Origin of the sequence: Xanthomonas sp. 3075 (assembly GCF_014197275.1) — a bacterium.
GTDB classification, from domain to species: Bacteria; Pseudomonadota; Gammaproteobacteria; order Xanthomonadales; family Xanthomonadaceae; genus Xanthomonas; species Xanthomonas campestris_B.
Map to the genome: position 1 here is coordinate 189,659 of NZ_JACIFI010000001.1, position 14,788 is coordinate 204,446.

The following is a 14,788-nucleotide window of genomic DNA, read 5'->3' on the forward strand; positions in this document are numbered from 1 at the left end:
CTGGCTCGAACGCGCTTCCAGCACAGGCAGGTCCAACGACGATGCAAACGACTATGCAAAGCGGACGGCTCCTGCGCTAGCGAGCGCAACAGCGTTGACGCACGCAACGGCGTGTCCAATGGTCGCGATGGCGGCCGGACGCTACCCCCCGGTACGATAGCGCGTGTTTTCTGCTCGACCGGACTGCCTTTGACCACCTCCACCTTGCCGGCTCCCGATGCCGGTGCGCGGTTGCCGCGCCAGATTCCTTTCATCATCGGCAATGAAGCCTGTGAGCGTTTCAGCTTCTACGGGATGCGCAACATCCTGGTGCAGTTCCTGATCACCTCGCTGCTGTTGAACGAGGTCAGCGGGCCCGGTCGTGAAACCGAAGCCAAGCACATCCTGCACAGCTTTATGATCGGGGTGTTCTTCTTCCCGCTGCTCGGCGGCTGGTTGGCCGATCGCGTCTTCGGTAAATACAACACCATTCTGTGGTTCAGCCTGGTGTACTGCGCCGGTCACGCATGCCTGGCGCTGTTCGAAGGCAGCCGTACTGGATTCTTCGTCGGGCTGGGATTGATCGCACTGGGGGCGGGCGGCATCAAGCCGCTGGTGGCCTCGTTCATGGGCGACCAGTTCGACCAGTCCAACAAGCACAGGGCCAAGGTGGTGTTCGACGCCTTCTACTGGATCATCAACTTCGGCTCCCTGTTCGCCTCGTTGCTGATTCCGCTGGCGCTGAAAAACTTCGGCCCGGCGTGGGCGTTCGGCATTCCCGGCATCCTGATGCTCGTGGCCACGCTGGTGTTCTGGCTGGGTCGCAAGCGCTATGTGCTGGTGCCGTTGCCGCCCAAGGATCCGCATGCCTTCGGCGCGGTGGTGCGCACGGCATTGCTGGCGCGTGCGCCGGGACAAGGCCGGCCCGGCCTGCTGCTGGCGGCGCTGTCGATGGTGCTGGCGCTGGGCTGTTTTGTGCTGGTCGAACAATTGGGCATCGTGGTCTGTCTGTGCCTGGCGTTGGTGCTGGTGCTGGGAGGCATCGGCGGCGGCACCTGGTGGCAGCTGGAACGCGCACGCGGTGCACATCCGGATGCTGCGGTCGAAGGCGTGCGTGCGTTGCTGCGGGTGCTGGTGATCTTCGCGCTGGTGACGCCGTTCTTTTCGCTGTTCGATCAGAAGGCCTCGACCTGGGTGCTGCAGGGACGCGAAATGACCATGCCGGCCTGGTTCACCGCCTCGCAGATGCAGGCGCTCAATCCGCTGCTGGTGATGCTGCTGATCCCGTTCAACAATCTGGTGCTGTACCCCTTGCTGCGGCGTGGCGGTTGGGAGCCGACCGCGCTGCGTCGCATGACCTGCGGCATCGCCTTCAGCGGCCTGGCCTGGATCGCGGTCGGTGCCATCCAGATCAGCATGGACGGCGGCGAGCCGATGCACATCGCCTGGCAGATCCTGCCCTATGCGCTGCTGACCTTCGGCGAGGTGCTGGTGTCGGCCACCGGGATCGAGTTCGCCTACAGCCAGGCGCCGCCCTCGATGAAGGGCGTGGTGATGAGCTTCTGGTATCTGACCACCACGGTGGGCAATCTGTGGGTGCTGCTGTCGAATGTGGCGGTGCGCAACGCGACGGTGACCTCCCACATCGCCGATACTGGACTCAGCGAAGCGGCATTCCTGATGTTCTTCTTCGCGGCCTTCGCGTTTCTGGCGGCATTAGCCTTCGGGCTATACGCACGCCGGTATCGCATGGTCGACAATTACCGTTCTGCCTGAGGTCCGCATGATTACCCTGATCCTGATCGCCATCACCGGCATCGTCTCGTGGATGGCCTTCAATAATCGCCAGCTGCACGACCGCCTGATCCTGTGGCCGCCTGCCCTGGACAAGCACAAGCAATACGACCGCCTGGTGACCTACGGCTTCATCCATGCCGATCTGGGTCATCTGGTCTTCAACATGATCACGCTGTTCTTCTTCGGGCGGTATATCGAACAGGTGATGGCGCGGCTGACCGGCAGCGTGCTGACCTATCCGCTGTTCTATCTGTTTGCGCTGGTGGTGTCGATCCTGCCCAGCTACCTGAAGAACCAGAAGAATCCCAATTACCTGAGCCTTGGCGCGTCCGGTGCGGTGTCGGCGGTGTTGTTCGCCTTCATCCTGCTGCAACCGTGGACCATCATCCTGGTGCTGTTCATTCCGGCACCGGCGATCATCTATGCGGTGTTCTACGTCGGTTACAGCATCTGGATGGACCGCCGTGGCGGCGACAACGTCAACCACAGCGCACATCTGGCCGGCGCTGCGTTCGGTGTGATGTTCATGCTGATCATGGAGCCACGCGTGTGGCAGGTGTTTCTGGAGCAGCTATCCAATCCGCGCTTCGGCTGAGCGTGACATGCGGGACAACGGCTCGGCCGCAGTCCGGGCCGGTCATTGGTGCTGGCAGGTTGTCTGCGGCAACCTGGTCAGGACCGCCAACGGGGTGACGGATCCTGGTGGACAAGGTGGGCTGGCTCAGGCCGCGCTGCGTTCCTGGTCGGCGTTGGCGGGACCGCCAGATGCGGCGCCATAGGCCTGCTGCAGGCGCCGGTAGACCGTGTCGTTGAGCTGCGCGAAGTCCTGGCTGTGGGTGTCGCCGTTGATGGCGAGCTGGAACAGGCCTTCCAGCAACGAACTGTCGCTGTCTGCGCTGTGCCCTGCCGAATCGTTGTGCATGCGATGACTCCTCGTAGGTAAGGCGAAGGCCTCGACGGCTACCGGAGACCGGTGCAGCAAGCGCCTTCGGGTCAGCTATCGGCGCTACGCAGGTGAACTTAAGGGCGTTCGACGCAGGCTGCGTTTCAGGTCACAGCATCGATTCACTTTCACGCAGGCGCGGCATGGCGCTGGTCACACTTGCTGTAATTCGCTGCCGTGTGCAGACGCCAATGGAGTCAGTGACAGTGCACGCAGAGCACGATTCGACGCAGCAGCGTTTCGCTGTCGAGAGCGATGGACACCATGCCGAACTGGCGTACCGTCTTGAAGGCCAGACCATGACCATCACCCATACGCAGGTGCCGGATGCGATCGGTGGACGCGGCATTGCCGGCGTGCTGGTGCAGGCCGCGTTGAACCATGCACGCGAGGCCGGCCTGAAGGTCGTGCCCGCTTGCAGTTACGCCGATGCGTATCTCCGTCGGCATCAAGAGTTTCAGGATCTGCTGGCCTGATCGCCAGCAGTGCTTATTCGATCAGGGGAGCAGTGGGAATGGGGCGGTTGTTTGGAGTAAACGCAGCGTGGGGCCTGTTGATGCTGGCCTTGCTGGCAGGGTGTAAGCAGCGCGAGCCCGCCACGGTGGAGCCGGCCGAGCCTGCAGCCGATGCAGCGGCCGCAACCGCGCCGCCCGCCGAACCGGTTCTCGTGCAGAGCGGTCCGCTGGAAGACGTCATCGAGCATGCGCCTGCCTACATGGTCGGCATCAGCTATCCGCGCGGGCTGGATGCGTATCCGGAACTAGCCGCCGCGATCCGCAGCTATGCGCAGGACGCGCGTACCGAATTGATGGAGGCGGTCTCCGGCCTCGGCAACGACAAGCCGGCCGCGCCGTACGAATTGTCGCTGGCATTCGAGACGGTATTGCAGACCGCTGACCTGATCGTGGTCGCCGCCGATGGCAGCCGCTATACCGGCGGTGCACACGGCGAGCCGCTGGTGGCGCGCTTCGTGTGGCTGGTCAAGCAGCGCAAGCAACTCACTGCGCAGGCGTTGATTCCCGACCCGGCCGGCTGGGAGAAGATCGGTCGCGCGGTGGCCGCACAACTGCACGACGCCGCCGCCCAACGGGTGGAGGCCGATCGCGTGCCGGTCGAACAGCAGGCCGAACAGGTTGCATCGGCCGATCGCATGATCGCCGAAGGCACAGCGGCGCAGAGCGACAACTTCTCGCAGTTCATTCCGTTATTGAACGCGGCCGGGCAGATCACGGCGTTGCGCTTCGTGTTTCCGCCGTATCAGGTCGGGCCGTACTCGGATGGCACGCAAACAGCCGATGTTGCCGCCGCCACGTTACTCCCGTGGGTCGCGCCGGAATATGTACATCTCTTCGCACGTTGAGATGTCGCCCCGCAGGCGATGTGATTGAATGGCCTGGGCATTCAATAGTGCAACCAAACGGGTGATATGAGCAGCTTCGATCCAACCGCAAATCGCGTGGACCATACCTGTGTGCGGTACCCGGCATTCCCACGGGAGCCGGCCGTGCTGGTGAGGTTGATCAAACATCTCTACAAGCGACTGCACACACACGGCTGCGCACGACTCAAGCCTTACGGGATAACCCCGCCGGAATACGAAATCCTGATGATGCTCTACGGCACGCCGGAGCAGGCGATCACGCCGACCGAGGTGGCGGAGGCTGCAAGCGAAAAGCCGGCCAATATCACCCGGCTTACCGATCAGCTGTGCGAGAAGGGACTGATCGCGCGCGGCAGCAGTCCCGATGATCGTCGCAAGATCGCATTGACCCTGCTGCCGGCGGGCCTGGCCCTGATCGAAAGCCTGTTGCCCGATGCCTGCACCTTGTTGAATGCAGAGACCGCCGCGCTAAGCGAGGTCGAACAGGTGCGTCTGGAAAAGCTGCTCAAGAAGCTGCTGGAGAGCGTGGACGCCGTCGCCGAAGGATGACCACGTCCGCCGCGAATGCGGATGCCGGGAGTCCGGTTCGCGGTTGCATCCGGGTTCGCTAGCGGGCAGCGCCGTCGCCGACAACGGGAGGTGTCAGCGCCAGTGCTGCGCGCGTGCGCCGCGTTCGTCGTCCGCGTCCAGGGCCTGGCCGTCGATGCGAGCGTCGATGGCAGTCAATACCGCTGCGGGCATCGCGCTGGAGGCCATGCGCAATTCGCCCTCGTCGCCTTGCTGCGGTAGCGGCGACACCAGTTCGACGCGCCAGCGCTCGCCCTGGCGGCAGGCCAGTCCAGCGCTGCTGCGTTTCAGCGAAAAGCTGCGGCAATAGCGGCCATCGCGCGCGCGAAAACTCAAGCCGATGCGGACGTCGCCTTGCCGGTCGCTGGAGAGCTGGCGGTCCAACGCCAGGGCGAGCGCGCCGCTGGCGTCGTGTCCTTGCTCGGCCAGCGCGGCCGATGGTGCGGGCTGCGGCGGCTGGCGTTGCCAGATCCAGATGCCGACCAGCAGCGCGGCGGCGATGGATGCCGGCACGGCCCAGCGCCGGATCGGCTGCCGCGATGCGGTCCGCGCAGGTGCGCGGATGGGCGCAACGGTGGCAGTGTCGGAGGATGTCTGCGGTGTGATCGGCGGGCGCCGCCGCGCCGCTTCCAGCAGGCGCACCGGTATGGGTTCGTCGAGCACCGGTGCGAAGCCGGCACGCAGTTGCGCATTCACGCGTTGCAGCGTGCGCACTGCGGCGGCTAGCTGCGGATCGGTTGCGAGCGCGGCCTCGATCCGCTCGACCTGCTCGGGCGTCAACGCGCCGTCCGCGTAGGCCTGCAGGGTGGCTTGGTCGATCTCGTTCACGTCTGTTCCTCCAATAACGCCTGCAGCGCCTCCCTGCCGCGCGCCAGGCGGCTGGTCAGCGTGCCGATCGGGATGTCCAGGACCGCTGCGGCGTCCCGGTACGACAATCCCTCGATCAACACCAATGCGATCGGCCAACGCTGCTCGTCGGGCAACCTGGCCATGGCCGCCTGTACCGCCATCCATTGCTGCTGGCGCTCCATTGGGCTGTCGCCGACCTGCTCGCCTTCTGCGGCACCGACGAACAGCTGCCGTCTGCGCCGCTGCGCGCGGACCTCATCGAGCCACGCGTGGCGGATGATGCCGAACAGCCAATACTGCAGTGGCGTCTCCGGTCGCCACTGCTCGGCATGACGCAAGGCGCGTTCGATCGCCATCTGCAGCAGGTCGTCGGCATCGGCCGGATGGCCGGCAATGGCCCGCGCGAAGCGCCGCAATCGCGGCAGCAGCGCGCAGATGCCATCGCCGACGGTTGCCACGGGATCGCGCTCTTTCATCAGCACTACGTTCGGCAAGGTGGTTTTCTTCCGTCCACGCGGCGAGGCGTTCACGGTGCGTCGTCGATACGCGATTAGTGTGGCATGGCGTGCGGCAAGCAACCACGGCAGGGTGGGCGATGGCGAAAGTAGCGTGGACGCGTTGGCTGTGGCTGGCGGCGTTGGTGGTCGGCCCGCCGGCGTCGGCGCAGCTGGCGTTGCCCTCTGCCGGTGGGCTGGTACAAGACGTGACGCAAGCCGTACCGGCGTTGCCGGCCACGCTGGATCGCTCCTTTCAGCAGGCGCAGGGCGATCTGCAGCGTTTGCGCAGGCAACGTCTGGACGCGCTGCTGCGCGCCCGTCCGCGCGAGTTGGATCGCGATGCCGACGGCGCCATCGTGGTGCGCGGCCAGATCGTGGCGCTGGCGCCGGGTCCGGCTGCCTTGCAGGCAGCGCAGACGGCCGGTTTCGTGGTCGGCGAGCAACGCGGCTTCGATGCGCTCGGCTTGCGCGTGGTGGTGTTGCACGCCCCGCCGGGTATGTCCACGCAACGGGCGATGCAGCGGCTGCGCCAGCTCGATCCGCAGGGCGAGTATGTCTACAACCATCTCTATAGCGAGTCAGCCACTCGCCTTCCGGCCGCTACGCCTGCGTCTCCAGCCCCGGCAGCGACCGATGCGGCGGCGGGGTTTCGCGTGGGGCTGATCGACAGCGGGGTCGATGCCGCGCATCCAGCGCTGGCCGGCGTGGACGTGCAGCGCTGGGGATGCGACGGACGCGCGCTTGCTCAGACCCACGGCACCGCGGTCGCATCCCTGTTGGCCGGACGCGCGGTGGCGCACGGCCCCATCGCGCGCACCTTGTATGCGGCCGATCTCTATTGCGGCACTCCCACCGATGGCGCAGCGGTCGAGCTGGTTGCTGCGTTGGCCTGGATGGCGCAGCAAGACGTTGCGGTGATCAATATCAGCCTGATCGGTGCACCCAACCGGCTGCTGGAACGCGCGGTGGCGGCGCTGGTCGCGCGCGGCCATCTGCTGGTGGCGGCCGTCGGTAACGATGGACCGGCGGCGCCGCCGCTGTATCCGGCGGCCTATCCAGGCGTGATCGGCGTGACGGCGCTCGACACGCGGCGACGCGTACTGCCCGAAGCCGGTCGCGGCACGCAGGTGGCCTTCGCCGCGATCGGCGAGGTCATTGCCGCCGCGCCGCAGGGGCAGTGGAAGCAGCAGCGTGGGACTTCGTTCGCCGCGCCGTTGGTGGCGCGAATCGCCGCGCAATCCCTGTCCAAGCCCGACCCGCAGGCCGCCGCAATGCTGCGTGCGCAGTTGCAGCGCCGCGCGCGCGACCTCGGCGCCAGCGGTGTGGACCCGGTGTACGGCAACGGCGTGCTGGGAGAGGATCTCCCGCTGCAACGCGCGCCGGGCGGGTGAATGTTGCCTGTCTGCGCACCCGGTGGTCGGGATGTGCGCTCGCGTCCGGTTCGTATAGGTGGGTGAGAGCCGCAGATTGCCTGTGGCAGAGCAGGAGAACGCGATGAACAGCAAGACCTTGATCCCCGGTGCAGTGGTTGCCGCGATGCTGGCACTGAGCCCTGGCTTGGCTGGCGCGCAGGTACTCGGCGGTGCGGGTGGCCTGGGTGGCACGGTGGGCGGCACGGTCGGTGGAGTCGGTGGTGCGACGCTAGGCGGCAACGCCGCCGGTGCCGGGACGCTGGATGCCGGCTCTGCGGTGGGCGGCGCGAAGAACGCAATCGATGCGCAGTCGCGGCATGTGCGTAGCGCAACGCAGCGCACGGCGGCACGCGGTGCCGCCGCTGCATCGGCGACGCAGGATGCCGCCGGTCATGCGGCCATGGGCGCGCAGACCCTTGCCGATACGACCGCTGCCAACGGTGTGTCGACCGCGCGCAATACCGCGCGTACGGCGCGTAACAGCGTCAACGGCGCTGCCGGTAGCGCTCAGACTGCGGCCCGTGCGACAGGCACGGCAGGCATGCAGACGGTCGGCGGGGCAGGTGCTGCCGGCAATGCCAGCACGCTGGAGACGCCTGCACTGAGTGGCGGCGGCACGGCTGACGGCAGTGCATCGCACCGTGTCGATGCCAACGTGAACCCGTCGTCGGCGCGGGTATCGGGTGGTGGCAGCGCCTCCGGGTCTGGCGCCGTGCAGGCGGGAAATGTGCAGGGCGGTACCAGCGGTTCGGCGGCGGCCGACGCCAATGCCAGTGCGTCGGGCCAGGTCCAGTAATCCAACCTGTGTCGGTGCGACGGATGTCGCGCCATTCATGGTGAGCGCAAGTCCAACGGCGCCCGGCGTGACCGGGCGCCGTTGCGTTGCAGGACGCCGCGACAATTCCTTCTCCCGCCTGCGGGAGAAGGGAGGCAACGCGGGCGGCCTTTCTTTGGCAAAAAGGTCGCGGCGCCGCCTACACCGGCAGCTTCACACTCAGCGGCGCGGGGTTTCCGCTGGTTCGCTCAGTCCGCGTTTTTCCAGCAGCGGTTCGATCTGCGGTGCATGACCAGCGAAGTTCTGGAACAGCTCCATCGCGTCCACGCTGCCGCCGCGCGAGAGCAGGGTCTTGCGGAAGCGGTCGCCGTTGGCGCGACTCAACCCGCCATGCTGCTTGAACCACTGCTGGGTGTTGGCGTCGAGCACCTCGGACCAGATGTAGGCGTAATAGCCAGCCGCGTAACCGCCCATGATGTGGCTGAAATACGGGGTCTTGTAGCGCGGCGGCACCGGCGCGTAGGCAATGCCGTCCTGCTGCAAGGCCTTGGCCTCGAAGGCCATCACCCCGGCTGCGTCGGGCACCTGGTTGGCGCTGAGCTGGTGCCAGTTCTGGTCGAGCATGGCCGCACCCAGATACTCGGTGGTGGCAAAGCCCTGGTTGAACTTGGACGCCGCAATCACCTTGTCCAGCAATGCCTGCGGCATCGGCGTGCCATTCTGATAATGCTTGGCGTAGTTCTTCAGGATGGACGGCTCGTCGGCCCACATTTCGTTGACCTGCGAGGGGAACTCGACGAAGTCGCGCGGCACGCTGGTGCCGGAGAAATACGGGTATTTGACGTCCGAGAACATGCCGTGCAGCGCATGGCCGAACTCATGGAACATGGTGGTCACTTCGTCCCAGGTCAGCAACGTGGGCTGGCCGGCCGGCGGCTTGGGAATATTGAGGTGATTGGCGACCACCGGCTTGAACCCGGTCAGCGCCGACTGCGACACGTAGGAGTTCATCCATGCGCCACCGCGCTTGGATTCGCGCGCGTACATGTCGGCGATGAAGATCGCCAGCTGCTTGCCGTCTGCATCGAACACGTCGTAGACGGTGATGTCGTCGCGGTAGGTGGGCAGGTCGGTGCGCTGCTTGAAGGTCAGGCCGTATTCCTGATTGGCCGCATGGAACACGCCGTTTTCCAGCACGTTCTTCAGTTCGAAGTACGGCTTGAGCTGCGACTCGTCGAAGTTGTACTTGGCCTGGCGCACCTTCTCGCTGTAGTAGGCCCAATCCCAGGCTTCGAGCTTGAAGGTGGGCTTGCGTGCGGCTTTTTGTTCCTTGTCGATCATCGCCTGCAGATCGGCGGCCTCGCGCTTGGCGTTGGCCACTGCGGCCGGGGCCAGTTTGCCCAGCATCGCGTTGACCGCTTCCGGGGTCTTGGCGGTCTGGTTTTCCAGCGAATACGCGGCGTAGGTCGGGAAGCCGAGCAGTTTGGCCTTGTCGGCGCGCAGCTTCATGATGCGCGCCACCAATGCGGTGTTGTCGTACTGGCCGCCGTGGCTGCCACGCGACACCGAGGCGTCGTAGATCTTCTTGCGCAGGTCGCGATTCTTCAGCTGGGTCAGCGGCGGCTGGCCGGTGGTGTTGAGCAGCGCGATCACGTATTTGCCGTCGAGCTTGCGCGCCTTGGCCGCTTCGGCGGCAGCGGCGATCTGCTCGTCTGACAGGCCATCCAGCTGCTTGACGTCATCGACGACAACGGCCGCAGCATTGACCTCCGCCAGCACGTTCTGGCTGAAGGTGGTGCCCAGGTTGGCCAGCTCGGCATTCATCGCCTTGAGCGTGGTCTTGTCGGCATCGGAGAGTTTGGCGCCGTCGCGGACGAAGTCGCTGTAGTACTTCTCGACCAGGCGCACACCTTGTGCGTCCAGCCCCAGCGTGCTGCGTTGGTCGTACAAGGTCTGGATGCGTGCAAACAGCTTGCCATTGAGCGAGATCGCATCGCGGTGCGCGGCAAACTTGGCCGAATAATCGGCCTGCAGTTTCTTGCGCGCGTCGTTGGTATCGGCACCGACCAGGTTGAAGAACACCGTGGTGGCGCGATCCAGCGTGGCGCCGCTCTTCTCCAGCGCGATGAGGGTGTTGTCGAAGCTCGGCTTGGCCTTCTGGTTGGCGATCTTTTCCACTTCCTTCAATTGCTCGGTCATGCCGGCGTCGAAGGCAGGTGCGAAATCGCTGTCGGTGATCTTGTCGAACTGTGGGTAATGCAGCGGCAGCGTGCTGTCGGCGAAGAACGGGTTGGCGTGTGCGGCAGCCTGCGTGGTGGCGGGTGCGGCGATGCTGTAGGACGGCATGGCAAGTCCCAGGGAAGCGGCCAGGGCAAAGGCGAGACGGGTGGTCAAGAGAGTTGCTCCAAAGTGCGAACCGCCGAGGCTAACCCAGCCGGCCGGGACAGGCGTGTGACAAAAGGCATGGCTGCGAGGTCATTGCGGCGCCATCAGGCGGACGCGACAAGTGCGGCTCGGTGGGTGAGGGCGACTCACAAGACAATCGCGTTGCCGTTGGCAGGCGCAGCCGTCGCTTGGAGCGGCTAAAAAAGCTGCACAGGTGACAGGCGGACGCTTCCGGTGCTCGCAATCGGCGTGTGCCACACGTCCATGCCGGTTTCGAGCGCGCCGTCCACGCGCACCTGAGGACTGCTCGCAACGTTGTGTTGGTCGCTCTTGGTGCGGCGCGTTCCAGGTCGTGCATTCGGCTTGCGCCGCGCTGTCCCATGCAGCTGACGACCGCGCACGACGTTGCGGGTGCCGTCCTGGTTTCCACGCGGCCATTTTCAGTCGAGTTCGTCGTTTTGTCTGCCCGACGCTGGCGGCCAGGCACGATGTCGGATCTGGCGACAGCCTGCCTTGCGTTCTTGCCGAAGGCGCTTTGCGATGGCGATACAGCAACGCGGTCGGCTGCGCTACGCTGCGGTCTTTGCACACGTCGAGGCTGCCATGGGGGATGTTTCCAGTTTTGAATTCACCGACCTGGAAGGTCGCACGCAGTCGATGCGCGATTACGCCGGCAAGGTGGTGCTGGTGGTCAATGTCGCGTCGAAATGCGGTTTTACGCCGCAGTACGCAGGCCTGCAGGCGCTGTGGCAACGCTATCGCGAGCGCGGGTTGGTGGTGATCGGTTTCCCGTGCGATCAGTTCGGTCATCAGGAGCCGGGCGATGCTGCGCAGATCCGCCAGTTCTGCTCGCTCGATTATTCGGTGGATTTTCCGCTGTCGGCAAAGATCGAGGTCAATGGCAGCGGCGCGCATCCCCTGTGGCAATGGCTCAAGCACGAACAGCGTGGCGTGCTGGGATTGCAGGCGATCAAGTGGAACTTCACCAAGTTCCTGATCGGCCGCGACGGCACGGTGCTGGAACGGTACGCGCCGACCACCAAGCCGGACGCCCTGGCTGCGGATATCGAGCGTGCGCTCGGCTGAGTGGCAGGCGTGCATGTCTCGCTAGCGGCATGCCCTCAACGCACAAGTAAGAGCACGGGTATGCCAGACGAGGCTCCAGGAATGAAGCCTCATGGCGCGCAAGCACACGCTACGACACCGAAGGTGTCGTGCGTACCGCATCACTTCTCGACGAACGCGCGCTCGAAGACGTAATGGCCCGGCGTGCCGATGCGCGGCGAGGTCTGGAAGCCGCGCGCATCCAGCAGGGTGCGCAGGTCGGCCAGCATCTGCGGGCTGCCGCAGATCATGAAACGGTCGTTGGCCGGATCCAGGGTCGGCAGGCCCAGCGTCTGCTGCATGCTGCCATCGGCCATCAGCTCGGTCAGGCGGCCCTGGTTGGCGAAGGCTTCGCGCGTGACCGCCGGGTAGTACAGCAACTTGTCGCGCAGGAGGTCGCCGAGGAATTCGTGCTGCGGCAGCTCGCGCTCGAAGTAGTCGCGGTAGGCCAGATCCTGCACGAAGCGCACGCCCTGGGTGAGGATCACCTTGTCGAAGCGCTCGTAGGTTTCCGGGTCCTTGATGATCGACAGCCACGGCGCCAGGCCGGTGCCGGTGCCCAGCAGGTACAGGTTGCGGCCCGGGTGCAGGTCGCTGATCAACAGCGTGCCGGTGGGCTTCTTGCCGACCAGCACCTTGTCGCCCGGTTTGATGTGCTGCAGCCGCGAGGTCAGCGGGCCGTCCGGCACCTTGATGCTGAAGAACTCCAGATGCTCTTCCCAGTTGGCGCTGGCGATCGAATACGCGCGCAGCAACGGCCGGGTTTCGGTTTCCAGCCCGATCATCACGAACTGGCCGTTTTCGAAGCGGAAACCGGCATCGCGGGTCGTGGTGAAGCTGAAGTAGGCATCGGTCCAATGACGGACCTCAAGCACCGTTTCGGCGCCGAAAGCGGAAGACATACCGGTAAGTGTCGTGGGAAAGAGTCCCCGCCAATTCTACCTCAAGCCGGTCAAATGAGATGAACTCTCATTTGGCTGCCGGGAATGGGGAATCGGGAATGGGTGCAGTTGCCGAATGATCCCGTACGCGCTCGGATCAGGGCGCTCAGTACCTATCAGACGTCGGGAACGCCGCTTCTAACGATTCCCGACTCCCCATTCCCGATTCCCCGCCTCATCGATACCCTGCCGCCTGCAGCTCGAACAGCTCCGCATAGCGCCCGCCCTGCGCCATCAATTCTGCATGGGTACCGTTGGCTTCGATGCGCCCATCGGCCAGCACCAGGATGCGGTCGGCCATGCGCACGCTGGAGAAACGATGCGAGATCAGCACGGCGGTGCGGTTGTCGGAGAGCTCCTTGAAGCGCTGGAATACCTCGAACTCGCTGCGCGCATCCAGTGCGGCGGTGGGTTCGTCCAGGATCATCAGCTGCGCATCGCGCATGTAGGCGCGTGCGATGGCGATCTTCTGCCATTGCCCGCCGGACAGGTCCACGCTGTTCTTGAAGCGGCGGCCGATCAGCTGGTCGTAGCCATCGGGCAGGCTGTCGATGAGCTCGCCGGCCATCGCGCGCTGCGCAGCGGCCTGGATGCGTGGCGCATCATCCATCGCATCGACCTGGCCGACGCCGATGTTCTCGCCCACGCTCAGGTGATAGCGCACGAAGTCCTGAAAGATCACCCCCAGGTTGGCGCGCAGGTCGTCCAGATCGTAATCGCGCAGGTCGTGGCCATCGAGCAGGATGCGGCCCTCGTCCGGGTCGTACAGCCGTGCCAGCAGCTTGACCAGGGTGGTCTTGCCGGCGCCGTTTTCGCCGACCAGCGCCAGCACTTCGCCGGCGCGCAGTTCGAAATCCAGATGCCGCACCGTCCACTGCTCGGCATCCGGGTAGCGGAAGCCCACGTCCTCGAACACGAAGCCCTGGCGGATCGGTCGCGGTACCGGTAGCGCATTCGGGCGCGAGCGGATTTCCGGCACGATGTTGAAGAACGAATACAGATCGTCCAGATACAGTGCCTGCCCGGCGACCTGCGAAAACCCGATCAACAGGCCTTCCAGCAGCTGGCGCAAGCGCAGGAAGCTACCGGCCAGAAAGGTCAGATCGCCGATGCTGAAATCGCCGCGCACGGTGCGCCAGGCGATATAGCCATAGGCCATGTAGTAGCCCAGGGTGCCCAGCGCAGCCAGCAGTGCGCCCCACAACGCACGCTTGCGCGCCAGTGCGCGATTGGCCTGGAAGAACTTGTCGGCCAGGCGGCGATAGCGCGCGATCAGGAAGCGGTGCAGGTTGAGGATCTTGACTTCTTTTGCGGTCTCGACGCTGGCGCCGACCTGGCGCAGGTAGTCGAGCTGGCGCCGCTCCGGCGTCCACTGGAAGTTGAGCGAATAGCCCAGCGCATTGAAATGCGCCTCGCCGATGAAGGCCGGGATCAGGGCGATCGCCAGCAGCAGGATCAACCACGGCGCATACACCACCAGGCCCACCGCCAGACTGACCACGGTGATGGCGTCCTGCACCTGGCCGAACAACTGGCTCATCAGGTTCATGCGGTTCATGGTCTGGCGCCGCGCGCGATCCAGCTTGTCCTGCCGGTCGGGATCCTCGAAATCCTCCAGATCCAGCTGCGCGGCGTGCTCCATCAGGCGCACGCTGGCGGCGTTGTTGAACAGTTCCGACAGCAGCGCATCGGCATAGCCGACCAGCCGGCCAAGCAGGTCCGAGCCGATTGCCAGCGCCAGTTCCAGTGCCAGCAATTCCAGCAACCGGTTCAAGCGGCCGCTGCCCAGTGCCTGCGCCAGCGAGTCGAAGGCCGGCGGTTGGCCGACCAGGTGGATGGCCTCGTCGATGATCAGCTTGCCGATGTACAGCGTCGCCACCGGCATCAACGCGCGCAGCACGCGCAGGCCGATGCTGCTGGCGCTCAACCAGCGGCTGGTCTGCCAGATCTGGCGCAGGAACGGCGGCAGGTTGCGCAAGGCATTCAGGCGCTCGCGCAGGGTGGGGCCGGTACGCGCGGCGGCGGGCGCAGTGGCGCCTGATCGGGAAGCTGACATGGGGTTAGTGTGCAGCGCCACGCGTGGGCATGGGGTGTTTGGAGGTGCATCGGTGCGCCCTGCGACATTTGCGCGCGGTCGCCGTGGCGCCGCTGACTGCAC

At 65.2% G+C, this 14,788-nt stretch carries 14 protein-coding genes and 1 other RNA gene; 9 read left to right on the forward strand and 6 right to left on the reverse strand.

Going from position 1 to position 14,788, the window contains the following annotated elements; translation table 11 throughout:
* The first annotated feature begins 189 nt into the window (after positions 1-189).
* Positions 190-1,755, forward strand: coding sequence for an oligopeptide:H+ symporter (locus GGR62_RS00845; RefSeq protein ID WP_184405992.1), 1,566 nt, complete (start codon positions 190-192; stop codon positions 1,753-1,755).
* Between the two features lie 7 nt (positions 1,756-1,762).
* Positions 1,763-2,371 carry a rhomboid family intramembrane serine protease gene (locus GGR62_RS00850; protein WP_184405995.1) on the forward strand — a complete coding sequence of 203 codons (609 nt, stop codon included), beginning with the start codon at positions 1,763-1,765 and terminating at the stop codon, positions 2,369-2,371.
* A gap of 126 nt (positions 2,372-2,497) precedes the next feature.
* Here GGR62_RS00850 and GGR62_RS00855 read toward each other — a convergent pair whose 3' ends face one another.
* Entirely contained in the window at positions 2,498-2,698 is a 201-nt protein-coding gene (locus GGR62_RS00855) for a hypothetical protein (protein ID WP_184405997.1), read from the reverse strand.
* A 212-nt stretch (positions 2,699-2,910) separates the two neighbouring features.
* On the opposite strand from GGR62_RS00855, the gene GGR62_RS00860 reads away from it, so the two are divergent.
* From GGR62_RS00860 to GGR62_RS00870, 3 genes are all read left to right on the forward strand, one after another.
* Positions 2,911-3,195, forward strand: coding sequence for a GNAT family N-acetyltransferase (locus GGR62_RS00860; protein WP_184405999.1), 285 nt, complete (start codon positions 2,911-2,913; stop codon positions 3,193-3,195).
* Positions 3,196-3,233: 38 nt separating this feature from the next.
* On the forward strand, positions 3,234-4,079 hold the full coding sequence (locus GGR62_RS00865) for a DUF3298 and DUF4163 domain-containing protein (protein ID WP_184406001.1): 846 nt from the start codon (positions 3,234-3,236) through the stop codon (positions 4,077-4,079).
* A gap of 66 nt (positions 4,080-4,145) precedes the next feature.
* Positions 4,146-4,649 (forward strand): MarR family transcriptional regulator, encoded by a 504-nt coding sequence (locus GGR62_RS00870; RefSeq protein WP_184406003.1) that lies wholly within the window; start codon positions 4,146-4,148, stop codon positions 4,647-4,649.
* A 93-nt stretch (positions 4,650-4,742) separates the two neighbouring features.
* On the opposite strand, the gene GGR62_RS00875 is transcribed toward GGR62_RS00870, so the two are convergent.
* Both GGR62_RS00875 and GGR62_RS00880 read right to left on the reverse strand, forming a co-directional pair.
* Positions 4,743-5,495, reverse strand: coding sequence for a hypothetical protein (locus GGR62_RS00875; RefSeq protein ID WP_326520224.1), 753 nt, complete (start codon positions 5,493-5,495; stop codon positions 4,743-4,745).
* Positions 5,492-5,992: an RNA polymerase sigma factor gene (locus GGR62_RS00880; protein WP_184406312.1), complete on the reverse strand. Its 501-nt coding sequence runs from the start codon at positions 5,990-5,992 to the stop codon at positions 5,492-5,494. The genes GGR62_RS00875 and GGR62_RS00880 overlap by 4 nt, the downstream gene beginning before the upstream one ends.
* A gap of 119 nt (positions 5,993-6,111) precedes the next feature.
* Between GGR62_RS00880 and GGR62_RS00885 the strand changes: the two genes are divergently transcribed.
* The gene (locus tag GGR62_RS00885) at positions 6,112-7,404 is read left to right on the forward strand and encodes a S8 family serine peptidase (protein ID WP_221228971.1); all 1,293 of its coding nucleotides are present in this window, start codon (positions 6,112-6,114) and stop codon (positions 7,402-7,404) included.
* A 103-nt stretch (positions 7,405-7,507) separates the two neighbouring features.
* Positions 7,508-8,221: a hypothetical protein gene (locus GGR62_RS00890; protein WP_184406007.1), complete on the forward strand. Its 714-nt coding sequence runs from the start codon at positions 7,508-7,510 to the stop codon at positions 8,219-8,221.
* 198 nt (positions 8,222-8,419) lie between these two features.
* Here the strand turns inward: GGR62_RS00890 and GGR62_RS00895 are convergent, their stop codons facing one another.
* On the reverse strand, positions 8,420-10,594 hold the full coding sequence (locus tag GGR62_RS00895) for a M3 family metallopeptidase (protein ID WP_184406009.1): 2,175 nt from the start codon (positions 10,592-10,594) through the stop codon (positions 8,420-8,422).
* A gap of 240 nt (positions 10,595-10,834) precedes the next feature.
* Here GGR62_RS00895 and GGR62_RS00900 point away from each other — a divergent pair.
* A non-coding RNA gene (locus GGR62_RS00900) (sX9 sRNA) lies at positions 10,835-10,911 on the forward strand.
* 277 nt (positions 10,912-11,188) lie between these two features.
* A complete protein-coding gene (locus GGR62_RS00905) occupies positions 11,189-11,671 on the forward strand; it encodes a glutathione peroxidase (RefSeq protein ID WP_184406010.1) in 483 nt (160 codons plus the stop codon).
* Between the two features lie 140 nt (positions 11,672-11,811).
* On the opposite strand, the gene GGR62_RS00910 is transcribed toward GGR62_RS00905, so the two are convergent.
* Positions 11,812-12,591 carry a ferredoxin--NADP reductase gene (locus tag GGR62_RS00910; protein ID WP_184406012.1) on the reverse strand — a complete coding sequence of 260 codons (780 nt, stop codon included), beginning with the start codon at positions 12,589-12,591 and terminating at the stop codon, positions 11,812-11,814.
* A gap of 214 nt (positions 12,592-12,805) precedes the next feature.
* A complete protein-coding gene (locus tag GGR62_RS00915; RefSeq protein ID WP_184406014.1) occupies positions 12,806-14,686 on the reverse strand; it encodes an ABC transporter ATP-binding protein in 1,881 nt (626 codons plus the stop codon).
* Between the last annotated feature and the right edge of the window lie 102 nt (positions 14,687-14,788).